Raw genomic sequence first — 24,313 nt, forward strand, 5'->3', positions numbered from 1 at the left:
TCAACTCTCCTTGCTGTTCCCGGAGTCGGAGGTCCCGCCGGTGTTTCCGCGTGTGCTGCCGCCGCTCTTGCGCCGACGACGTGACGTCCGGTCGGCCGCCACCAGCTCCGGCCCCCCGGAGCCGGCCGGTGCGCCCCCGGACGGCTCCGCCCTCTCCTTCAGCTCTTTCGCGAAGGCGGCCAGCACCGGCTGTTCGAAGAGGGCCCGCACTCGTACGTCCCTGTGCAGGGCGGCCTTGAGCCTGCCGGTCACGCGTGTGGCCAGCAGGGAGTGGCCGCCGAGTTCGAAGAAGTCGTCGTAGGCGCCGACCCGGTCGACGCCGAGCAGCTCCGCCCACACGTCGGCGATCCGCTGCTCCAGCTCGTCGCGGGGCGCCACGTACTCTCCCGCGGCTGCCGTACGGCCGGTGCCGGGCGCCGGGAGAGCCCGCCTGTCGACCTTTCCGTTGGCCGTCAGCGGCAGCGCGTCGAGGAGCACGGCGGCCGAGGGCACCATGTACTCGGGCACTCCCGCGCGGGCCAGCTCGATCAGTCCGGCGGCCAGCTCCTCGCGGGAGTCCGCGCTTCGGGCCGCCACGTCCGGCACGACGGCGTAGGCGACGAGCCGCACGTCCCCGTGCCGGTCCTCGCGCGGCACGACGAGGACATCCGTCACCGCCTCGTGTGCCTTCAGCACCTGGGCGATCTCGCCCGGCTCCACGCGGAAGCCGCGCACCTTGACCTGGTCGTCGACCCTGCCCAGCACCTCCAGCTCGCCGTTGCCGAGCAGCCGGGCGAGGTCGCCGGACCGGTACATCCGCTCGCCGCCGCCCGCGAACAAGTCCGGCAGGAACCGCTCTTCGGTCAGTTCCGGCAGGTTGCGGTAGCCGCGGGCGACGCCGGGCCCCGAGACGTACATCTCCCCCGGCACCCCCTGCGGCACCGGCCGCAGATGGGCATCGAGGAGACGGATGCTCAGGTCGGGCAGCGGGCGTCCGATGTTGCTGCGCACGCCCGAGCCGGCCTCCTGCCGCGTCACGCGGTGGAACGTGGCGTGCACGGTGACCTCGGTGATGCCGTACAGGTTGACCAACTGCGGCTCGTCGTCGCCGAAGTGGCCGAACCAGGGGGCCAGCGCCGGCACATCCAGGTACTCGCCCGCGAAAAGCACGTATTTCAGGGGCGGTTGCTTCTCTTCGCTGTCGATCGCGTGCTGCATGTACGGGCGGAACGCTGACGGCGTCTGGCTGAAGACCGTCACGCCCTCCTCGGCGAGCAGGGCGTGCAGCGCGTCGGGGGCGCGCACCGTCTCGCGCGGAACGACGACGAGGCGTGCGCCTGTCGCGAAGGCGCCCCACATCTCGTAGACCGACACGTCGAAGGCGTAGGAGTGGCACAGGCTCCACACGTCCCCGGCGTCGAGGTCCATGAGCTGCTGCGTGCCGCGTACGAGGCGCACGACGTTGGAGTGCGGCAGCTCGACGCCCTTCGGGCGGCCCGTGGAGCCCGAGGTGTAGATGACGTACGCCAGAGCCGACGGGTCGGTGCCCGAAGTCGGCGCCGATGTCTCGCGGGCCCGGATGGCGTGCGCGTCCTCGTCCAGATTCACGGTGCGGCCGTCGAAGCCGGGGGCGCGGTCCGCGGCGGCGCCGTGGGTGACGAGCAGCGAGGCGCCCGCATCGGCGAGCACGTAGGCCATGCGCTCCCGCGGCTGGGCCAGGTCGAGCGGTACGTAGGCCGCTCCGCTCTTGAGCACCCCGAGAATGCCGACGGCCATGTCGGCGGTGCGATCCAGGCACAGGCCGACCCGCTCCTCCGGCCCGGCGCCCAAGTCGCGCAGGTGGTGGGCGAGTTGGTTCGCGCGCTCCTCCAGCTCCCGGTAGGTGAGGGTGTCGGTGCCGCTGACGAGGGCCACGGCGTCCGGTGTGCCGGCGGCCTGGCGGCTGAAGATGCCGTGGAGGCAGGACGCGGAGTCCTCCTCGACGGGCTGCGGCCGGTGACCGCCGTCCAGCAGCCGGACGCGTTCCTCGGGGGTGTAGGGCTCGATCTCGCCGAGCGTTCCGCCCGGCGCTGCGGCCATGCCGCCCAGCAGGTGGTTGAAGTGGGTCAGCAGTGTCTCCGCCACGGGCCCGGGGAAGCGGCGCCGGTCGTGCACCAGACGGGGCGGCAGTTCCTCCTGGGGGAAGACGACCATGGTCAGCGGGTAGTGGGGCCGGCCGTCATAGGAGAAGCCGGTGATCTCCAGTCCGTGCAGGGCCATTTCGGGCGGCGGGGTGTTCTCGAATGCGAGGTCGGTCTCGAACAGCGGCTGCCCGCCGGGCAGTCCGGCCCACCGGGGGAAGAGATGCAATGGCACGTCGGCGTGTTCGCGTGCGGCGGTCATCGAGTCCTGGAGGTGCCGCAGCCACGGCAGCAGCCGCTCGGCGGGGTCGATGCGGGCCCGCACGGGCGTGGTGGTGATCATCGGGCCGACGATGGTCTCCGCGCCGGGCAGACCGGTCGGCCGGTGCGTCGAGGTGGCTCCGCTGACGACGTCGTCGCGGCCGGTGTAGCGGCTCAGCAGCATCAACCAGGCACCTTGTACGAGGGTGTTGAGTGTGAGCCGGTTGTCCCGGGCGAGATCGTCGAGGTCTCGGACCAGCGAGCCGAGGGAGCGGTCGGGGACGAAGCTGTGCGTGGGGCCCTCGGGCTCAGGGTCCGGCGGGCCGATCTCCAGCGCCGGCGGCGGCATGTACCCGGCCAGTTCGCGGCGCCAGAACTCCTCCGCTCCCGCCATGTCCTGCTGCTTCCACCACGCCACGTAGTCCCGGTAGGAGCGGGCGGGCGCCAGACCGGCGGGCTCCTTGCGGCAGCGGGCCGCGTAGAGCGCGGCGAACTCCTGGAGTACGAGGCCGAACGACCAGCCGTCCATGACCAGATGGGGGAAGCTCCAGAAGAGGCGGTACAGGTCGTCCTCGAAGCGGATGAGGGCGAGCTTCATCAGCGGGGGCCTGCGCAGGTCGAAGCCGAGCCGCCGCTGCCGGGCGCGGAACGCCTCGTAGTGTTCCTCGCGTTCGGCGGGCGCCACCCGCCGCCAGTCGTGCTCCTCCACGGGTACGTCCACGCGGCGGTGCACGGCCTGGAGGGACTTGCCGACCTCCTCCCAGTGGAAGCCGGTGCGCAGGATCGGGTGGCGCGCGGCGACGTCCTGCCACGCCTGCCGGAAGGCCGCCGGGTCCATGCGCCCGCTGAGGGTGAAGGAGAGCTGTTCCAGGTACACGCCGGACTCGGGGGCGAACAGGCTGTGGAAGAGCATCCCTTCCTGTATGGGCGTCAACTCGTAGACGTCCTGGAGGTTTTCGGGCTTCACAGGGCCTCCTCGGCATGTGCGGTCGGGCCGGGCTGGGACGGGGAGGTCCCGGAGGGCTCGCCGTTCCCGGCGAGCGCGCCGAGGAACGTGTCGAGGGTGTTCTGGTCCAGCCCGGCGAGGGGGAAGTCGCCGGGGCTGATCACTGCTCGCCCGGTGTCGCGGCAGTGCTCGGTGATCCGCCGGAAGGCGGCGGGCAGCGCTTCGAGGACGGCGGCCAGCCGTGCGCCGGACGGCTCGCCGGCGCGGCAGGTGAGCGTCGCCAGCAGCCTGTCCCGCGCCAGGTGGGTGCTGAGGGTGACGGGGTGGTCCGCTCCGTCCAGCGCGGGTGGTCCCGCGGGCAGCAGATGCGCGCCGGCCGGGAGGTCCAGCTCGCCCAGGTGGCGGACCAGCACCTGCGCGGGTTGCGGCGAGGCGGGAGAGGGTTCGCCGTCGCCCGACGTCCCGGTGCGGCACTGGTCCTTGACGGAACGGAGCAGGGCGCCGACATCGCTGCTGTCGGCGGTGCCGGTCCCGGCGGCGGTACCGTCTCCGCCCGTACGGAATGTCAGCGTCACATGGGAGTTGAAGCTTCCCGCCGTGAACTCCGCGCCCGCACCGGCCTCTTCGCTGCCGCGCAGTTCGTATTCGAGGTCGTAGCGCAGCAGGGGTGGACTCCCGGTCGCGGAGACGGCCAGTGCGAAGGCCGCCGCGACGGTCTCGGAGGGCGTGAGGCGGTACGTGGCCGACGTGCTCCTCAGCAGCTCCGCCGTCTCCTCCTCGGTGAGCTGTGCCTGGAGGGAGTGCCGGGTGTCGCCTTCGGCGAGTTCCACCACGGGAGGCGGGGCGGGCAGCGGGGATCCGTCCGCTCCGCCTGCGTCCTCCGCGGCATCTGCGCCGGGGCCGCCTGCCGCGTTCTCCTCCGCGCTCTCCTCCGCGCTCTCCTCCGCGCTCGCCAGCGCGGTCAACGCCCGTACCCGCAGTGGGTCCTGGACCGGCAGCGCCGGATCCTCCCCGTTCGCGGCCGCCTCCACCGCGACGTGGAGGTCGCTGAGAAGCGCCCGCCAGGAGCCGCCGTCGACGCAGAGTTCGTGGACGAGCCACACCATGCGCTGCTCGGACTCGCCGAGGCGGAACAGTGCCGCCTTCGCCACGGGCCCGAACTGCGGGCACAGTTCGCCGCACATCTCCTCGACCATGCTCGTGAAGGCACGCTCGCGGCGGCCTTCGGGCAGCGCGGTCAGATCGATGTCGGGCACCCCCGACTCGTCGGCCTGCGCACTTCTGCGCACGGTCCGCCAGCCGCCGTCGGCTTCGGCCAGCCGCGTGTGCAGTGCCGTATGGCGTCGCGTCACGGCGGCGAGGGCCGATTCGAGCCAGGCGGACTCCACTTCGGGGCCGGTCCGCAGCTCCGCACGGTGAACTCCTCCGGGCAGCCCGGGGGCCGCCCACTCGACGAGCTGCCGCTGGCGCCGCGTCAGCGGCTCCGTGGAGGCCGCTCCGGCGACGGTGGCGCCGCGCGACTCCAGTTCTGCGGCGAGTTCTTCGAGCGTCTCGTGCTGGAAGAGGTCGGCCGCGGTGAACTCCAGGCCCTCCGCGTTGGCGCGGGAGACGATCTGGATACCCATGATCGAATTGCCGCCCACCGAGAAGAAGTTGTCGCGGGGCCCGATCCCGGACACCCCGACGACCTCCGCGACGATCTCCACCAGCCGTGCCGCGACAGGGCCCTGGGCGGCGTCCGAGCCGCCCTCGACGCGCGCCGGGTCGGGCAGCGCCGCGCGGTCCACCTTGCCGTTCGCGCTCAGCGGCAGCCGGTCCAGCACGAGGAAGACGGTCGGCACCATGTAGCTCGGCAGCACTTCTTCGGCCAGGGCCCGTACCTCGCCGAGGAACGCCTCGTCCCACTCCGGGGTGCGGCCGGACTCCGCCGCGTCCGGCACCACGTACGCCACGAGCCGCCGGTTGTGCCGGTCGCCGGGCGCGGCCGCCACGGCGGCGCGGACGCCGTCGTGGCGCGCCAACGCGGCCTCGATCTCGCCGAGTTCGATACGGAAGCCGCCGATCTTGACCTGGAAGTCCTCGCGCCCCAGGAACTCCAGCGTCCCGTCCGGGAGCCGGCGCCCCAGGTCACCGGTGCGGTAGAGCCGTTCCCCCGTCTCCGGCCAGGTGACGAACGACGCCCGCGTGCGCTCCTCGTCCCGCCAGTAGCCCGAGGCCAGTCCGGCGCCGCCGATGTACAGCTCGCCGGTGACCCAGACCGGGCAGGTCTCCATACGGTCGTTGAGTACGTGGAAGGTCTGGTTGCGCAGCGGCGTGCCGTACGGGACGGAGTCGCGGGCGCCGTCGGCCTCCGGGTCGATCGGGTGCCAGATGGACCACACGGCGGCCTCGGTGGCGCCGCCCAGGCTGACCGGCTCCACCTGCGGAATCAACTCCCTCAGCTGTGCGGGGAGTTCCACGGGGATCCAGTCGCCCGACATCAGCGCGAGCCGGAGCGGATTGGCCGGCCCGGCGTGCTCGTCGGTCCGGGTACCGTCACCGGCGCCGTCGCCGATGCCGCCCTCGCCGTTCTGCCCGGCGAGGTGTTCGACGTACATGCGCAGCAGCGCGGGAACGCTGTTCCACAACGTGACCCGGTGCCGCCGCACCAGCTCGTCCCAGTGGCCCGGGTCGCGGCTCGTGCCCGGCAGGGGGAGGACGAGCCTGCCGCCTGCGCCCAGGACGCCGAAGACGTCGTACACGGACAGGTCGAAGCTGAGCGAGGAGAGCCCCAGCACGGCGTCGTCGGGCCCGACGGAGAAGCGCTCGTTGATGTCCGTCAGCGTGTTCAGCGCGGCCCGGTGGGTAAGCATGACGCCCTTGGGCTCGCCCGTGGAGCCCGAGGTGAAGATGGTGTAGGCGAGGTCGCCCGGCGACTGCACCGGCTCGGGCGGCGTGCCGTCGGCGCCCGGCCCGTCCGGGTACGCGCCCACCTCGACCTCGACCTCGCGTATGCCCTCGGCCCAGGCGTGCCCGGAGCCGCCCTCGGGCACGAGGACGAGCCGCACCTCGCCGCGTTCGCACAGATGGTCCTGGCGTTCGGCGGGCAGCGCGGGATCGACCGGCAGATAGGCCGCGCCCGCGAGCTGCACGGCGAGCGCCGCGACGATCTGCTCGCAGCCTTTCTCCACGGCCACGGCGATCAGCCGCCCGGGGCCGGCACCCAGGCCGCGCAGCCGGTGCGCCAGCACGCACGCGTGCGCTCGCAGTCGCCCGTATGTCAACTCCGTTCCGGAGGCGGACACGACCGCGACCCGGTCGGGGTGCTCCGCCGCCCTGGCCATCACAGGCGCGTAGAGGAAGTCCTCCTTGAGCGGGCCCTCGGTGGCGTTGACGCTCTCGGTGAGCCGGCGCTGCTCCGGGGACAGCGGGCAGCGCACGGTGCCCCGCCACGCCTCGTCCGATGCCGCCAGGTCCGTCACCAGCCGCTCGAAGGCGTCGAAGACCTCCTCGATCACGCCCTCGGGGAAGAGCTGCCGGACCCAGTGCCAACTCAGCTGCACGCCCTCGGCGTTCTCCATCACGGCGAAGTCGAGCCACACCTGCGGCGTCTGGGCGATCTCGTGCTCCATGCGGCCGAGCCAGCCGAACATGGAGGCGTCCTCGGCCTCGTTCTCCTGCACGAGGGTGCTGGTGAAGACGACGGGCATCACCGATCCGCTGGTGCCGCCGCGCATGCGGGCCATCTCGCGGAGGATGTCCACCCCGTTGAGGTAGCGGTGCTCCAGGTCGGCCCAGCTCTGCCGCTGCACGGCCGAGGCGAGTGAGCCGAAGCTCTCCCCCCGCGACAGGTCCACGGGCAGCAGGTCGAACGACGCGAACTCCCCGACGAGGTCGCGCACGTCCTCGTGCACCTGGAGACGGTTGATCACGGTGACGTTCAGCGTGAACGACGCGGACCGCGACCAGGTGCCCAGCGCCGCCGCGTAGGCGGTGAGCATCGCGGCGGACGGTGTGACGCCGGCCGCCGCCGCCCGCTCCTTGAAGGCGTTCCACTGCTCGGTCGCCAACTGGGCGTTGCGCGCGGTGAATTCGGGGTCCTTGAGGGAGCCGGGGCTGAGTGCGAGCGGAAGGTCGGGCCCGGGCGGCAGCTCGGTCACGCGTTCGCGCCAGTACGCCAGTGAGCGCTCGTAGAGCGTGGTGCCGCGCAGCTCCTCGGAAGCGAGCACGTAGTCGCGGTAGGAGATGCGCAGCGGCCGGATCTCGTCGTCGCGGCCCTGGTAGTACCTGCGCCAGTCGCGCACCAGCAGCCGGATGCTGCCGATGTCGGCGATCAGCAGGTCGAAGCTGAAGTGCAGCCGGGCGCGTCCCTCGGGAAGCAGCGTGACCCGCACGTCGAACAGGGGCCACTCGTCGGCGGGCCGCACCTCGCGGGAGTGCTTCTCGCGCAGCTCGTCGAGCCGCCGTTCGCCCTCCTCGGCGGAGGCGTCCCGCAGGTCGAGCAGTCCGAAGCGGTAGGGCCCGGTGTCGGCGAGTATGCGCTGGCGTCCGTCGTCGCCGATGACGGCGCGCAGCATGTGGTGCCGCTCGATGACCTGCTGCCAGGCCGCCTCCAGCCGTGCGAGGTCGACGTCGGCGCCGAGTTCGACCTCCCAGTAGACGTGTGCGGCGACGTTGCCGCCGTCGAAGCTGTCCTGGCGGCCGATCCACTGTGCCTGCTGCATCTCCGACAGCGGGAACGGCTCGTGGAGGCACTCCGGATCGGGCCGCGCCACGGGCAGTTCCCCGTCGCCGCGCTCCGGCTCGCTCTCGGCGGCCCCGCCGCTCGTCCCGCCCGAGGTGTGGGACTCCCCCGCGCCCACTCCGCTCTCTTCGAGGAGTGCCGCCAGCCCCGCCACGGTGGGCTCGGCCAGCAGGTCGCCGAGCTTCACGCCAGTGCCGAGGTCGGCCTTGACGCGTTCGACCATGCGGGCCGCCAGCAGCGAATGGCCGCCCAGCTCCATGAAGTTGTCGTGGACGCCGACGGGCGCGACGCCCAGCAGCTCCTGCCAGATCACCACGAGCCTGCGGTCACGGTCGTCGCGTGGCTCGACGTACTCCGTGGTCAGGGCCGGCCGGGGGTCGAAAGCGCCCAGGGGCACGGGCTCGCCGCCACCGCCGGTGCCGGTCTCCTGCTCCGGCTCGGCCGCCTGGAGCACATAGCCACCGGGCTTGGCGCCGTGGACGCCGGGAGCCGCTTCGATCCAGTAGCGGCGGCGCTCGAACGGGTACGTCGGCAGGCCCGTGCGCCGGGCCCTGCCGCCCTGGACCAGGTTCCAGTCGATGTCGCCGCCCGCGGTCCACACCCGGCCGAGTCCCAGCATGAACTGCCGTACGTCGTCCCGCTCTTCGCCCGCGGACGGCAGCAGAGGGACGGTGACCGAGCCACGGGCACGCACCGTCGAGCGGGCCAGGGTGCTGAGCGTGGAACCCGGCCCGGCCTCCAGCAGCACGCACGGCCCGGACTCGGTGAGCTTGAGTACGCCGTCGCTGAAGCGGACCGGTTCGCGGATGTGGTGGACCCAGTGGTCGGGGTCGGTGGCCCGCTGAGGGGTGATCCAGTCGCCCGTGCGGTTCTCCACGTAGGGGACGGCCGGTTCGTGGAAGTCGACGCACGACAGTTCGTCCGCGAAGCGGCTCATCATCGGCTCGACCATCGCCGAGTGGAAGGCGTGCGAGGTGTGCAACTCCCTTACAGGTGTGCCCTGTTCGTCGAGGAGACGGGCGAAGGAGCGCAGCTGTTCTCCGGGCCCGGACACCGCGCACACGTCGGGTGCGTTGACCGCCGCCAGTGAGAGCCCTTCGGGCAGCCGCTCGAGGACCGCCTCTTCCGGCAGGGCGACGGACAGCATGCCGCCGGGCGGCAGCTCCTGCATCAGCCGCCCTCGTACGGCCACCAGCCGCAGGGCGTCGGGCAGCGAGAAGACCCCTGAGCGGCAGGCCGCGACGATTTCGCCGACGCTGTGCCCGATCATGGCGTCCGGGCGGACGCCGACGCTCTCCAGCAGCCCGGCGAGTGCGTAGCCGACGACGAAGAGCGCGGGCTGGGCGAGGGACGTCTGGCGCAGCAGCCCGGCCGCGGCCCCCGGGTCGGTGGTGGCGGCCGGGTGCATCACCTCGCGCAGATCGTGGCCGAGTTCGTCGAAGAGCAGGTCGGCGCAGGTGTCCACGCACTCGCTGAAGACGGGCTCCTGCTCGTACAGCAGCCTTGCCATGCCCGGGTACTGGCTTCCCTGGCCCGGGAACATCAGGGCGATACGCGGCTCTGGGGACGCGGCTGACGTGGCGGTCGACGCGGAGTCCCTCGTCTCCAGGGCCTGTTGAGCCTCCGAGGCGCCGGCGGCCACCACGAGCCTGCGGTGCCGGTGTGCCGCGCGCCCGTGCTGGAGCGTGGTGGCGGTGTCCGAGAGGTCCTCGGTGCCGTCGAGGGCGGCGGCCAGGCCGTCGGTGGCCGCTTCGAGGGACGCCGGCGTGCGCGCCGACAGCGGCAGCAGGAACAGGTCCCGGGTGAAGGGCACCGACGGCGCGGGCTCGGGCCCCTCCTCCAGCACGACGTGGGCATTGGTGCCGCCCATGCCGAAGGAGCTGACGCCGATCCGCCGCGGCATCGCGTCGGGCCGCCAGTCCTCCAGCTCCGTGACGACCCTGAACCGCGTCTCGTCCAGGCGCAGTTCGGGGTTGGGCTCGTCGAAGTTGAGGCTGGGGGCAAGCTGCCGGTGCCGCAGCTGGAGCACGGCCTTGATGAACCCGGTGATGCCGGCGGCCTCCGCCAGGTGCCCGACGTTGGACTTCACCGAACTGAGCGCGCAGGAAGCGGCGGCGGCGGTGCGAGTGCTGAACACCCGGCTGAGGGCCGTAACTTCGATCGGGTCGCCCAGCGGTGTGGCCGTGCCGTGCCCTTCGAGCGCGGTCACGGTGTCCGGTTCGACCTCGCCGACGCCGAGGGCGCCGGCGATGGCGCGGGCCTGGCCGTCGACGCCCGGGGCGGTGTAACCCACCTTGGCGGAGCCGTCGTTGGTGACGGCGGAGCCCTTGACCACCGCGTCTATCCGGTCGCCGTCGGCGATGGCGTCCACCAGCCGCTTGAGTACGACGGCACCCACGCCGCTGCCGAACATGGTGCCGCTGCACTCGGCGTCGAAGGAGCGGGTGTGGCCGTCCGCGGAGAAGATCATCCCCTGGCGGTGGAGGTAGCCGCGCCCCTGGGGCAACCGCAGCGAGGCCCCGCCCACGAGGGCGATGTCGCACTCGTGCCCGAGCAGTCCCTGTACGGCCATGTGCACGGCGACCAGCGACGACGAGCACGCCGTCTGCACGGACACGGCGGGCCCGTCGAGGCCGAGGCCGTAACTGATCCTGGTGGCGAGATAGTCCTTGTCGTTCGTGGTGAGGAGCTCCGTCACGTCGGCGATGTCGTCGAACCCGGGCCCGGCGGTGAGCAGATTGGATATGAGGTACGTGGACAGGCTGCTCCCGGCGTACACGGCGATGGAGCCGGGGAAGAGCGCGGGCACGCACCCGGCGTCCTCCAGCGCGGCGTGTGCCGTCTCCAGCAGCAGCCGCTGCTGCGGGTCCACCATCGCGGCATCACGGGCGTTGTAACCGAAGAACGCGGCGTCGAAGAGTTCGGGACCGTCGAGCACGGAGCCCGCCTTCACGAACGCCGGGTCGGCCACCAGTCCCTCGGGGACCCCCTTCTCCCTCAGTTCGGCGTCGTCGAAGAAGGTGACCGACTCCGTCCCACTGCGCAGGTTCTGCCAGAAGCTCGCCACGTCGGCCGCGCCGGGGAACCGCCCGGCCATGCCGATGACCGCGATGTCCCCGTCCGCGGCGGGCTCCGAGGGGGTGCTGTTGTGGGATGTGGTCATGCCCGGGCTCCTCCTGATGTGTGCGGAACGACCACCGGTTCGTCCGCTGCGCTCCTTCGCGCGGCGTGCCGGGGGCCGCCCTCGGGCCGCGGTCCCGTGCTGGGGCGCGGCCTCGCCGTACGGGTGCTCAGACGGTTCGGACCGTGTCCGGGACGGGCTCCGCCGGCTGGGACTCGCCCGGATCGTGTCCCGTCCCGAGGGGGCGGTTGCGGCCGTCGACGAAGACCACCTGTGGCCGGTGCTTTTCCAGTTCGCTGTCCGACAGCTGGGCGTAGCTGATGATGATGACCAGGTCGCCGGTGTGGACGAGCCTGGCGGCCGCTCCGTTGATTCCGATGACGCCAGAGCCCGGCTCGCCCTCGATGACGTAAGTCTCCAGCCGTGCACCGTTGTTGATGTCCACGACGTGCACGAGCTCACCGGGCAGCAGGTCCGCTGCGCGCATCAGGGCGGCGTCGACGGTCAGCGACCCCACGTAGTGCAGGTTCGCGTCCGTGACCGTGGCGCGGTGGATCTTCGACTTGAGCATTGTCCTGAACGGCATGGTCGGCCCCAAGCGATGAGAAGGTCTGGCCACAGCGAGGATGCAGCGACGGGCGGGATGAGTCGCACCTCGTTCAGAGAGGTCCTTCGTACTGCCGGGAGGGGCCCGGTCGGACAGCCCCGACTACTGGCTGACGGAGTCGCCGGTGCGGCCCTCCACCCGTACCCGCCCGCCCGGCCCGATCAGGCACCCCGACAGGGCTCCGTCCGGCACGCCGGGCGTCCGCGCCGGCAGGCGCCCCCGCGGCCGAAGTGGCGTCTTGCCAGGGCCGCCGGCGTCTCGACGGCTGCCGCACACGGGTGCGGTGGCAATACGGGTACGTAGGTCGGCCGCCCAGGAAGCGGTTTGTACAGCGTTCCGCCGACTTCCAGTCTGGAGCCCGGAGTTGAGGCGAAGAAATCGCGAGCTAAGGAGCGCCGATGAACGGCTTGAGCGCCGGTTCCGGGACCGCGGGCGTGAACGGCTGCCCCGTGGCGCACCAGCCCTCCGGTACCGGCGACGCGGGACCCGGCTACGGCGACCTTCTCCGCCTTGACGAGCTGCTCGCTCTCCCTCCCGGGCCCACGAAGCTCCACGACGAGCATCTGTTCTACGTCGCGCACATGGTCTACGAGCTGTGGTTCAAGGTGATCCTCGACGAGCTGGAGTGCGCCCGCGACGGGATGTTCGGCGACGACGTGCCGCGTGCCCTCTACTGTCTCCGCCGGGTGGCGACCATCGAGCGAGTGATGGTCCAGCAGGTCGAGGTGCTGGAGACCATCAGCCCGGGGAGCTTCGCCAAGCTCAGGCCGTTCCTGTACGAGGCGAGCGGCATACAGTCCGTGCAGTTCCGGGAGATCGAGTTCCTCTCCGGGCTCAAGGACGAGCGTCATCTGGGGCGCGGCGATCTGCGCCCGGCGGACCGGGAGTCGCTGAGGCGTCGCCTGGCGGAACCGACTCTGGGCGACGCCTTCCGTGCACTGCGCCGAGGGCGGGGCGACCCGGATCTCCTGGAGCTGCTGCGCGAGGAGATACCCGGCTCCGAACTGCTGTCCGTCGCCGAGGCGTTGACCGACCACGACGAGCAGTTCAGCGTCTGGCGTTCCCGGCATGTGCACATGGTGGAACGGATCATCGGCGCGAAGACCGGCACGGGCGGATCGAGCGGCGTGCACTATCTGCGTTCGACTCTCGACGAGCGCTTCTTCCCCGAGCTCTGGGAACTGCGCACCCGCCTCTAGAAGACTGCTGAAGATCTTGGTTGATCCGGGTTGCCACCGTCAGGTGGTGGCCTGGATCTGCCAGGTGGTGCCGTTGTGATGGAGTCCGAGGTTGATGAGTCGGCGGAGATTGAGGGCGGCGGCTCGGGTGTGGATCCAGGTGTCGTTCTTGATGGTGCCGCGGTAGCGGAGTTTGCGGTTGCCGTGGTGGACGAGCCAGGCGACGGCGCGTTCGACGGGTGGTCTCCAGCGTCGGTAGTCGGCTTGCCAGTCCGTGTCAGCGGCGGCCTGGTGGCGGGCTTGAACGAGTAGATCGTGGTGCGGCCGGATGGTCAGGATGCGTCCGGTCTTGGCTTTGGTGCATCGCTGACGCAGAGGACATCCGGTGCACTCCTTGGCGAAGGTGGCCTTGCGCTGACGGTGCCGTCCGCTGGGATCGGTGAGGGGGACGGTGTGTCCCTGGGGGCAGGTCACCGTGCCCGCGAGGGTGTCGATGGCGAAGTCGTCGAGGGTGAAACCGCCCGGGACAGCAGGCCGCAGTGGCGCGGGCTTGAAGAACAGCCGGTGCCCCGATTGTTGGAGACTTTGACAGGCGGAACCGGTGGAGTAGGCAGTGTCGCCGAAGGCGTCCACCGGATCGTTTTCCTGGGCGAGCAGGTCGAGGCCGACAGCAGCTTCGTGGTGTTCGCTGCCGGTCGCGGGCCGGAGGGCGACTGCGGTGAATAAGCCGGTCTCGGGCTCGATGGCCAGATGGGCCTTGAAGCCGTCCTGCTGCTGGTGGCGGGTCTTGTGCGCGTGGCGGGACTCCGGGTCGACGGTGGAGATCATCCGGTCGTAAGCGGTGCCCTGGGTGATGCGCCAGCGCCCGTCACGCCCGTCGCTGTCATCGGCGGGTTCGACGTCCTGGCCGGCGACCAAGGCCAGGATGCCGACCGCATTCGCGGCCTTTTCACCGAGTTCCTGCTCGGGCAGATGACCCAGCAGCCGCAGTGCGTCACCGACCAGGGCGTCCACCAGCTCAGCTCGTGCCGCCTGGTCGTTCCAGGCGATACGGGGCTTGCCGGGATCGCTGTAGTCGTGAGCCCGACACTGCTGGTCGGCGACTGCCGGGGCGCCGGGGACCTCACGGATCACCGTCCGGATCGCGGCGACGATCTGGGTAACGGTGTCCTGGGTGGCCACCGCATCATCCAGCACCGTGGAGTCCAGTGCCCGACGGTGCTTGCCCTTGAGCACGCCGGTGGTCTTGATGACCTCGCGGACGGTCTCGAATACCCGGTTCGGCCGGGCCGAGCGGGCCAGCCTGCGGCGAAAGTAGGACAGCAACGACGGGTCGAAGGCCGTGTCGTGCAGGCCGAGTCCGCAGGCAGCCTTCCACCGCAGGTCACAGCGCAGTTCCTGAACCGTCTCGAAGTCCGACAGGCCATGAAGAGCCTGCAGCGTGACGGCCGCGGCCAGGATCTGCGGCGGCATGCTCGGCCGCCCGTTTGCCGAGGGGTACATGTCCGCGAACATTCCTGCCGGGAACAACCGTCCACGGTGCTCGGCCAGGAAAGCGAACACACTCCCAGCCGGGATCAACTCCCGGCAGGTCTCCCACACATCCGGACCGACCGTCTCCCCGACCCACTCCCCTTGAACCACACCAACGAGTCTGGCCCCACCGCTCAAACGACGAGGCCAGAACCCCAAGATCTTCAGCAGTCTTCTAGGGCCTGTCCGGCGCCTCCGGCCGGACCGGACTGCCGGCCGTACCGGGCCTCTGACCGTCTCGGTCCTCCGGCCGGCCGCGGCGCGGCGCCGGTCCCGCCTCCTGCGGACCGAGTACGGCCCGCCTCCCATCAGTCGAGTGCCGTGACCGTCCAGATCACGTCACTTGCGGACCATGAGGAAGCACGCCATCTTCGAGTCGAGCGGCGGCTCCGGAAGGCGCTCGATGGTGAAGTCGTCGCCGAACAGCTCGTGTTCCTCACCGGGACGTATCCCGCTGAGGAACCGGGAGACCCCCTGGAAGGCGAACCTGGGCACTTCCTTGTCGTCGCTCTCGGTGTAGAAGCACCACAGCACGACCATCGACCCGGGATGTGAGAACCGCTTGAAGTTGGCGGCCATGTCCAGCCGGTCCTGCCCGGTCAGGTCGTCGAGGGTGCCGAAGTCGAGCAGCAGATCGTAGGTGCCCTCGACACCCGGTATGGACGGCCGGGTGAGGTTCCCCTTGACGAAGCGGACGCGGTCGGTGACTCCCGCCGCGGCGGCGGCCTTGCGTGCCTTGCGCAGGGCGACGGGCGTGAAGTCCACGCCCGTCACGTCCTCGAAGCCCTGCTCGGCGAGGTAGACGGAGCAAGTGCCGCCGCCGCAGCCCAGGTCCAGTACGCGCTTCTGCTCGGTGGGCGAGATCCGGTTCTCCTTCACCAGCTCCACCAGGTTCTCCCGTACGCCTCCTTCCCAGGGTGCCCCGACCCGGTACAGCACGTCGTACATCCAGCGTTTGACAGTCACGGAGTTCTCCCTCTGGCGACGTTCGGGCGCACAGCGCTGTTCGTAGGCGCATGGTCGCCATGGCGCGACGAACCGGACAACCGCCATGAGCGCGCAAGAAAGACCAAGGACACAGGTAGTCGATCACCCCCCTCGGCCGGGGAGTGCCCGCTTGGGTACGTGGCTCCGCGCACCGGGGCGGCCGGTCCCGCCGAGTCGCCGCTCGCGTCCGCGCCGCAGGGCAGCGGGCACGCCGGAGGCGCCCCACGGCCCTGCGGACCGGCCCGGGAAGCCGCCACCCGTCCGGCCGTACGTCCGGCTCCCCGTCCCCGGTTGCCGTCCGCCGACCCGCCGACTCTCCACGTCCGCACGGCACTTGTGCGGCAGGAGCCGGCCCCTGCCCGACGCCGCCCGCCCGGGCCCGAGCCGTCAGCCCGTCTGGAAGTGCATGGCATTCGGGGTGAGCTTCCGTGCCCGTTCGGACACCTCTCCCGGGGCTTGGGCGGTGCCCGCGCTGCCCGCATGATCCTGCCGGGACGCGTACGTGCCGCATCACCGCGCGCACCCGCCAGACCGTCGAGATTGGGGAACAGCGTCATGACTGTCAGCATCCCGTCCGGCACCGAGCTTCCCGCCGCGAGTCTCCTCGACATCCTCCGCGTGCGGACCGAACAGGCGCCCGAGGCAACGGCGTTCAGGTTCCCCGCCTTCGACGAGCGGTCGGGGCGTCCGCTGCCCGCGGGCGGTCTCACCCGCGCACAACTCGACGCCAGGGCACGGGCAGTGGCCGCGACACTCCAGCAGAGCGGGGCGGGGGGCCGACGCGTCCTGCTGCTGCTCCCGCCCGGACCGGACTTCGTGGCGGGCCAGTTCGGCTGCTACTACGCGGGCGCCTGCGTCGTCGCCTGCGCACCCCCGAAGGGCGCACCCGACACCGTCCAGGGCGAGCGCTTCGTCCAGATCGGCCTGGACGCGGACGTCGCCGCCGTGGTCTGCCAGGCCGGCCGCAGCGGGGAACTGCGCGCCGCCTGGCGGGAGTCGGGCGTGGCGGACGTGCCGTGGATCGAGGTGGACGGCGAGCTGGCCGACCCGGAACTGTGGACCGCGCCGAAGGTCGCGGGCGGCGATCTGGCGCTGATGCAGTACACCTCGGGCTCCACCGGCTCGCCAAAGGGCGTCATGGTCTCCCACGACAACCTCCTCGAACAGCTCCGGGTCTTCCGCGACTTGGCGGAGCTGCCCGACGGCGCCGAGGTCGTGACCTGGATGCCCGTCTACCATGCGCTGGGCATCGCCGGGACCGTGACGATGTCGCAGTTCATCGGCGGACGGTGCACGCTTCTCACGCCGGAGGACTTCGTCGCAGAGCCGTTCCGCTGGCTCAGGGCGATCTCCGACGCCGACGCGCCCGTCTTCAGCTGCGGCCCCAACTTCGCCTATGACCGCTGCGTCGAGCATGTGACGCCCGAGCAGCGCGAGCAACTCGACCTGAGCCGCTGGCACTCCGCCTTCAATGCCGCGGAACGCATCCAGGCCCGTACCGTCGAGGCATTCACCCGTACCTTCGCGCCGCACGGTTTCCGCCGCGAGGCGTGGTTCCCCGGCTACGGGCTCACCGAGGTGACCCTCGGCATCAGCGGCAGGCGCAGCGCCGACCCGCTGGCCCTCTCCGTCGACGCCGCCGAGCTGGAGAAGGGCCGGGTACGCCCCGTGGAGGACGGCTCCGGGGCCCGTACCGCCGAACTCGTCGGCTGCGGCCCCGCCCACCCCCGGGTCCGCATGCTCATCGTCGACCCCGCGACCCGCCGCGAGTGCCCCTCGGGCGAGGTCGGCGAGGTGTGGGTCAGCGGCGACGTCGTCAACCAGGGCTACTGGCAGCGCCCCGAACAGACGGAGGAGACATTCGCCGGTCGGCTCGACGACGGTTCGGGGCCGTTCCTGCGCACCGGCGACCTCGCCTTCCGGCACGACGACGAGATCGTGGTCTGCGGGCGGCTGAAGGAACTCATCATCGTGCGGGGACGCAACATCCACCCGCAGGACGTGGAGGCCGCCGCCCGCCGGGCGCACCCGTCGCTGGCGACGGCACCGGCGGCCGCGTTCTCCGTCGACGCCGAGGAAGGCGAACGCCTCATAGTCGTACAGGCGGTTGAGGACCCGGGCAGCGATCTGGACCTGCCGGCGCTCGGCGCCCGTATCCGTACGGCCGTCGCCGCCGACGAGGAAGTCGAGCCGTACGCCGTGGTGTTCGTCAAACCCGACGGGATCCCGATGACGGGCAGCGGCAAGATCCGCCGCACCACCTGCCGCCAGTCGTACCTCGACGGTGAGATCGACGCGCTGCACACCGACGTGAGCCGCGCACGCACCGCGGCACCCGAATCCGCCGCGGAGGACACTTCGGCCGCCCCGCTGCGGGACATGGCGCTCGCCCTGCCCGACGAGCTGCGCGGCCAGGTGGTGACGGCGGAGGTGCGCCGCCGCATCGCCGCGGCCCTGGACACTCCGCAGGACGAACTGCCCGTGGACACCCCGCTGATCGCTCTCGGCCTGGAATCGCTGCGCATCGTGGAGTTGCGCTACGCACTCGGCCGGGACTTCGATGTGTCGCTGCCCATGGCCGACTTCGTGCGGGGCAGCGTCACGGACGTGGTGACGCGCCTGCTGCGGGGACTTCAGGGCGACAGCCCGCAGGGCATCGCCTGGCCCGAAGTGACCGCCGACCCGGAGAACCGGCACGAGCCGTTCCCCCTCACGGAGATCCAGCACGGCTATCTCGTCGGCCGCAGCAGCGCGTACGACCTGGGCGGCTCGTCCATCCACCTCTACACGGAGTACGACTGCGCGGACCTGGACCTGGAGCGGCTGCGCCGGGCACTCGACGCGCTGGTGCGGCGGCAGGAGATGCTCCGTGCGGTGATCTCGGCGGACGGCCGTCAGCGCATCCTTCCCGACGTGGGCGAGGTGCCCGTCACGGTCTACGACCACCGGGACTCCGAAGAGGCGGCGCTCGACGCTCACTTGGCGGAGCTGCGGGAGGAACTGGGCCATCAGGTGCTGCCGTTGGACCAGTGGCCGATGTTCGATGTCCGGGTCACTTGGACCGGCGGCCCCGGCAGCACACGGGCCCGTGTGCATGTGAGCCTTGACCTGCTGGTCGCCGATGTGGCGAGCGTCCGGCTGTTCTTCCTGGAACTCGGCGACCTCTACGCCGACCCCGAGGCTCAACTGCCGCCCCTGACGGTGTCGTTCCGCGACTACGTCATCGCCGCGCAGGCCCTGCGGGACACCGACGCCTACGCCCGCTCCAAGTCGTACTGGCTCGACCGTATCGAGACGCTGCCGCCCAACCCCCAACTCCCCCTCGTATCCGGCGGCCTGCCCGAAGGCGCTCGGCCCGAACGCAAACGGCGACTCAGCAGACTCGACGCCCCGCGCTGGAGCCGGGTGAAGGAGCGCGCCGCCGCGCACGGCATCACGCCGTCCGCCGTCCAGCTCGCCGCCTACGCGGCCGTGCTGGGGACCTGGAGCCGCAGCGGCCACTTCACCATCGACGTGCCCCTCTTCAACCGGCACCCTCTGCATCCGGACATCGACCGGATCATCGGCGACTTCACGTCGGTGACGCTGCTGGAGGTCGATCTGCGTCCCGGCGGCGGCTTCCTCGCCCTCGCCCGGCGCATCCAGCAGCAGCTCTGGCGGGACCTGGACCACCGGTTCTTCAGCGGAGTCGAGGTGATGCGCGAGATCACCCGCAGCCGGGACGTCCCCGTCGGCTCCTACGCCGGCATCGTCTTCGCCAGCGCCCGTGAACAGGGCCGTGACCAGGACTTCCAGCAGGGCGAACTCGGCGCGGACTGGCTGGGCGAGACGGTCTACGCGGTCTCCCAGACGCCGCAGGTCCTCCTCGACCACCAGGTCTACGAGCAGCGGGGCGCACTGTCGTACAAGTGGGACGCCGTCGAGGCCATGTTCCCGCCGGGCGTCATGGACGAGATGTTCGGCGCCTACGACCGGCTCATGCACGCCCTCGCCGACGACGAGAACGCATGGGGACCGGACGGCACGGACCTTCTTCCGCCCGCGCAGCGGCAGTTGGCGGACGAGGTCAACGACACCGCGGGCGAGTCGCCCGACGAGCTGCTGTGCACCGCCGTCGTGGAACAGGCCGTCCGGCACCCCGACCGTGTCGCCGTGATCGCCTCCGGACGCTCCCTCACCTACGGCGAGCTGTACCGGCACGCCTGCCGCCTGGGACGGCGCCTCCGTGAACTCGGCGCGGCCCCCGGCAAGCTCGTCGCGGTGTCGCTGCCCAAATGCGTGGAGCAGGTCACCGCCGTGCTCGCCGTGCATCTCTCCGGCGCTGCCTACACGCCGCTCGACCCGGACCTGCCGAAGGAACGCCAGGACAGGCTGCTGGCACACTCCGGCGCACAGCTCGTGCTGACCCCCGCCGACGGCTCGGGCCCCGACCGTCCCGGGGACGTGACCGAGGTCCCCGTCGACCTCGACGGCACCGGCGACGACTCCCCGCTCCGCACCGTGCAGCACCCGGACGATCTCGCCTACGTCCTCTACACCTCCGGCTCCACCGGCGAGCCCAAGGGCGTGGCACAGTCCCACCGCTCGGTGCTCAACACCGTCGCGGACTTCGCCGACCGCTGCGCGCTCACCGCCGACGACCGCGCGCTGGGCCTGTCCGCACTCAGCTTCGACCTGTCCGTGGGCGACCTCTTCGCCACGCTGCGCAGCGGCGGCGCCCTGGTGCTGCCGGAACCCGAATCCCTCAAAGAGCCGGGCCGCTGGCTGGAGTTGATGGCCGAGCACCGCGTCACCGTGTGGAACTCCGTGCCGGCACTCATGCGGATGCTCGTCGAGCACGTCGGAATCCCGGCGGTGTGGAGCGGCGCCGCACACCCCGGCCTCGACGCGCTGCGCGTCGTGTGGTTCTCCGGCGACTGGATCCCCGTCGACCTTCCGGGCCGCGTGCGGTCGATCGCACCGCACGCACGTGTGGTGGCCTCCGGCGGCCCGACCGAGACGGCGATCTGGTGCGTCGCCCACGAGGTGACCGACGACGACGCCGGCCGCGTGTCCATCCCCTACGGCCGCCCGATGCGCAACCACACCATCGACGTCCTCAACGACCGCATGCAGCCGTGCCCCGTGTGGGTCCCCGGAGAGATGTACATCGGCGGCAGCGGCCTGGCCGACGGCTACTGGCGGGACCCGGAACGCACCGCGCAGTCCTTTGTGACCGACCCCGCCTCGGGTCGCCGCCTGTACCGGTCGGGCGACCTGGGACGCCGGCTCCCGAACGGCGAGATCGAGATCCTGGGCCGTGAGGACTTCCAGGTGAAGATCCGCGGTCACCGCATCGAACTCGGCGAGATCGAGGCAGCGTTGCTGCGTCACGACGACATCCGTACGGCCGCGGTCACACCCGTCGGCGACAGCCATGAGAGCGCGCGGCTCGCGGCCGTGTTCGTCGCCGCCGGATCCCGCGCGTCCGCCGTGGCGGACGAGGACCGTACCCGTGCGGACGGCAAGCCCGGACCGGCCGGGCACGACGTCTACGACGAGGCGCTGGGCGACGTCGTGACCGATCCGATGAAGCGGCTCGAATTCAAGGCGCGCCGCCCCGGGCTGCGCAGGGATCTCGAAGGAGGCGCACACCCGCTGGCCGCCGCCCCGCCCACGGAGCACGAGGGGCGATCCGGCGTGCCGCCCCGCAGGAGCCGACGCACCTACGGCACAGGCCGGTTGACCCTGGCCGCCCTCGGACGGCTGCTGGAACCCCTGCGCACCGAGGCCGACCCCGGAGGAATGCTGCCGCGCCGCCGCTACGCCTCCGCCGGTGCCCTCTACCCCGTACAGACCTATCTCTACGTCGCCGAGGGCCGCGTCGCGGGACTGGCCGGAGGCACCTACTACCACGACCCCGACGGTCACCGGCTGGTGGAGGTGCAGCCCGGAGCGCTGCTCGACGCGGGCATCCACGCCCCCGACAACCAGGAGACGCACCGCAACGCCGCTTTCGCGCTCTTCCTCGTGGCTCAACTTGACGCCATCGACCCCCTGTACGGAAAGCGGGCCCGGGACTTCAGCGTGCTCGAAGCGGGCCTGATGACCCAGCTTCTGGACGACGCGGCACCGGAGAACGGCATCGGACTCTGCCAGGTCGGCTACTTCCACGACACCGAAGCGCTGCACGCGGCACTGGAGTTGGGGCCGTCGGCGGATGTCGTGCACGGACTGCTCGGAGGGGTTCTCACCGAGGACGCCGGGAGCGGCGACAGCAGCGCCGGAATAGCCGCTGCGCAGAGCGGGTCGGGCCGGCCGGCCGCTCCCCCGCGGCGGCTGGCGGACGAGCTGCCCGGCCACCTCGCCGCGTCGCTGCCCGGCTACATGGTGCCGGCCACGTATGTCGAGGTGCCCGAACTTCCGCTCACGCCAAGGGGAAAGCTGGACCGTGCCGCGCTGCGGCGGCTCGCCGAGGAGGCGGGCAGCGCGAGCCCCGAAGCGGCAGCGGGCACCGAAGGGGACGGCGGCGCCGAGAACGAGACGGAGGCGTCGATCCTCTCCGTGTTCCGTGCCGAACTGGGCCCGAGGGCCGCGGTCACGGTCCGCGACCGGTTCTTCGACATGGGCGCCGACTCCGTGTCTCTCGTGCGCGTGCACCGGACGCTCCAGGCGGAGTTGGGCCGCAAGTTCCCGCTGATGACCATGTTCGAGCACTCCACGATCCGGCGCCTCGCGGAATTCCTGTCCGGGGCGCGGCCCCAACAGGACACCGTGGACGAGGCGTTCGCCCGCGCACGCCGCAGGTCCCGTGGCCGGCGCCCCTCGGGGCGGCATGAGTGAGCCGCAACGTGCACCGGGGGCGGCGGCGCGCTCGCTTCGCGGCGTGCCGCTGAGCGCGGTACCGGGCCTCGCCGCGGAGTCGCACGGCGGCGTGCGTTTCGGCTGCGACGTCCGCTGGCGAGCGGGCCGGGCCTTCGTCGACTCGGTGGCGGGCTTCGCCGGGGCCGTCGCCCGGCATGCCCGCCGGCTTCGGGCGGCAGGCGTACGGCCCGGAAGCGTGGTGGCAGTGATCAGGCGCAACCACGCCGATCTGCAGGCGCTGCTCTATGCCGCGCTGCGCGTCGGGGCCGTGCCCGCGCTGCTGCCCCTGCGGCTGGACCGGGACGAACTCCTGGACTGCCTGGGGGCGTTGGACCGTCCGCACCTCCTCCTGGACGTCGCGGGCGTGGTGCGGCTGGACGGGGCGGAGGAGGCGGTGCGCAGCCGTTGCGGCAGGGTCTTCACGCTCTCGCTGGTCGACGAGTCGACACAGTGGTGGGCTCCGCCCCTTCCGCTCGGCGGGGAAGAGAAGCCGCACGGCAGCACACCGGAACGCGCCGGCCCCGGTTCCGGTCCGGACGAGGTGGTCACGTACGACATCGCCCGTAGCAGCCTGCGGGTACTCCTCGGCAGTGAACTTCGTACACGCGCCGACCAGTTGACGAGCGGCCGCCGGGCTCAGGGAGCGGGTGCCGACGCGGCGCACTTCGACTTCTGCACCCCCGACGCGTGTGCGACGGTCCTCGGCACCCTGCTGCACGAGGTGCCGTTCCTCGCGCTGACACGAACCGAGCCGCCCGCGCTGGAGGTGTTCCTGCGCGACCACCGGCCGGTCTCGCTGGAGGCGCCGGCCGAAGTTCTCGCCTCCTGGGCGCCGTTGGCGTCCGCGCCGACGATGCCGTTCTCCTCGGTGCGCAGATTCGTCGCCAGTGACGGCCTGCTGGACCGACGCACGGTTCGGACGCTGCTCGACGCGTCCGCCGCGCGCCGCCCGTTCTTCGTGCAGCGGGACGCCCGGGGGAAGCAAGTCCCCTGCACGGAGAGCGGGTTGCCTACGTCCGCTCGCCCCGTGAGATGAAGTAGGACACGACGGGGTCGGCGTCGCCGCCGGAGCGCACATACGCCGAGAACCGCTCCTCGTGCACCCGGTGGGTGAAGTTCCAGGTGAGGGAGACGCTGTCCTGGAGCGCGATGGCCGTGTGGTACCAGCCCTGCGGGATGAAGATCGCGTCGCCGGGCGACAGGACCTCGTCGAGCACGGGAACGGCCTCCCGCCAGCGGGGGAACCGGGCGTCGTCCGGCTCGTCGACGTCCACCGTGCCGCCCTCGCCGTCGGTGAGCAGCTCGCCCGCCTCCGGCGGATACATGATGAAGCGCTTCTCCCCCGTCACCTGGCACAGGCACGCGTCGCTCGCCCACGGGTCGACGTGCAGCCGTGTGCGTCCGCCCGTGCCGCACACGAACAGGCCCCTGGCGGGGAACTTGTCCCGGGTGGGGTCGAGCCGCCCGGCCGCGCGCGGAAAGACGTAGTCGCCCTCGGGCAGCCACAACGGCATGGCCCAGTCGTCGGCCAGCTCCTCGAACGCGTCGTCGGCCGTGATCATCTGGTCCTCGCGCTGCCGGGTGAACCAGCGCAGATACGGCGGGATCGGGGCGGGGTCGTCGTGCCCGGTGTGGGTGTCGACGTAGTCGGCGAAGGTGACCAGTTCCTCAAGCTCGAAGAGGGTGTCGAACAGCGGCACTTCGTAGTTGCCGAAGCGCTCCTTGAGCGACTCGATCTCCCAGGGCGGCGGCATCTTCCAGCCGTTGAGGGTTCCCCTGACCACCACGGGACTGCCGGGCCGCAGATGGTTGTCGAGAAAGTCCGCCCCAGTGAGCGAGTCGACCACGTGAGAGCATGGCATGCGCGCCTCCGTACGTCTTCTTGGCCGAGGGCCCTGGGGCCTGTCCGGCGGTGTCCGGCAAGACTGGTCCTGGCCCCGGGGGCTGTTGCACGCACCGCCTGCGGCACGGCCCCCGTGCGAGAGAATCTACGGCGCGAAGCCGCGCTGTCCCGT

General features: G+C 71.5%; 9 protein-coding genes. 3 read left to right on the forward strand and 6 right to left on the reverse strand.

Going from position 1 to position 24,313, the window contains the following annotated elements; all coding sequences use genetic code 11:
• From EV375_RS06365 to panD, 3 genes are all read right to left on the reverse strand, one after another.
• Complete coding sequence (locus tag EV375_RS06365) at nt 1–3,327, reverse strand: non-ribosomal peptide synthetase (RefSeq protein ID WP_130298578.1); 3,327 nt, start codon at nt 3,325–3,327, stop codon at nt 1–3.
• A complete protein-coding gene (locus tag EV375_RS06370; protein ID WP_130298579.1) occupies nt 3,324–11,192 on the reverse strand; it encodes a non-ribosomal peptide synthetase/type I polyketide synthase in 7,869 nt (2,622 codons plus the stop codon). The genes EV375_RS06365 and EV375_RS06370 overlap by 4 nt, the downstream gene beginning before the upstream one ends.
• 127 nt (nt 11,193–11,319) lie before the next feature.
• Entirely contained in the window at nt 11,320–11,736 is a 417-nt protein-coding gene (gene panD / locus EV375_RS06375) for an aspartate 1-decarboxylase (protein WP_130298580.1), read from the reverse strand.
• A 419-nt stretch (nt 11,737–12,155) separates the two neighbouring features.
• On the opposite strand from panD, the gene EV375_RS06380 reads away from it, so the two are divergent.
• Nucleotides 12,156–12,956, forward strand: coding sequence for a tryptophan 2,3-dioxygenase family protein (locus tag EV375_RS06380; protein WP_130298581.1), 801 nt, complete (start codon nt 12,156–12,158; stop codon nt 12,954–12,956).
• Nucleotides 12,957–12,995: 39 nt separating this feature from the next.
• Here the strand turns inward: EV375_RS06380 and EV375_RS06385 are convergent, their stop codons facing one another.
• Complete coding sequence (locus EV375_RS06385) at nt 12,996–14,537, reverse strand: IS1182 family transposase (protein ID WP_130301611.1); 1,542 nt, start codon at nt 14,535–14,537, stop codon at nt 12,996–12,998.
• 270 nt (nt 14,538–14,807) lie between these two features.
• Nucleotides 14,808–15,434: a class I SAM-dependent methyltransferase gene (locus EV375_RS06390; RefSeq protein WP_165434689.1), complete on the reverse strand. Its 627-nt coding sequence runs from the start codon at nt 15,432–15,434 to the stop codon at nt 14,808–14,810.
• Between the two features lie 576 nt (nt 15,435–16,010).
• On the opposite strand from EV375_RS06390, the gene EV375_RS06395 reads away from it, so the two are divergent.
• Together EV375_RS06395 and EV375_RS06400 are read left to right on the forward strand one after the other, a co-directional pair.
• Nucleotides 16,011–22,277 carry a non-ribosomal peptide synthetase gene (locus tag EV375_RS06395; protein ID WP_165434690.1) on the forward strand — a complete coding sequence of 2,089 codons (6,267 nt, stop codon included), beginning with the start codon at nt 16,011–16,013 and terminating at the stop codon, nt 22,275–22,277.
• The gene (locus EV375_RS06400) at nt 22,270–23,334 is read left to right on the forward strand and encodes an AMP-binding protein (RefSeq protein WP_130298584.1); all 1,065 of its coding nucleotides are present in this window, start codon (nt 22,270–22,272) and stop codon (nt 23,332–23,334) included. Before EV375_RS06395 ends, EV375_RS06400 begins: the two co-directional genes overlap by 8 nt.
• Here the strand turns inward: EV375_RS06400 and EV375_RS06405 are convergent.
• Nucleotides 23,309–24,160, reverse strand: coding sequence for a cupin-like domain-containing protein (locus EV375_RS06405; RefSeq protein ID WP_130298585.1), 852 nt, complete (start codon nt 24,158–24,160; stop codon nt 23,309–23,311). The two genes, EV375_RS06400 and EV375_RS06405, sit on opposite strands and share 26 nt — an antisense overlap.
• Nucleotides 24,161–24,313: the final 153 nt, after the last annotated feature.

Source organism: Streptomyces sp. CNZ301 (genome assembly GCF_004217425.1).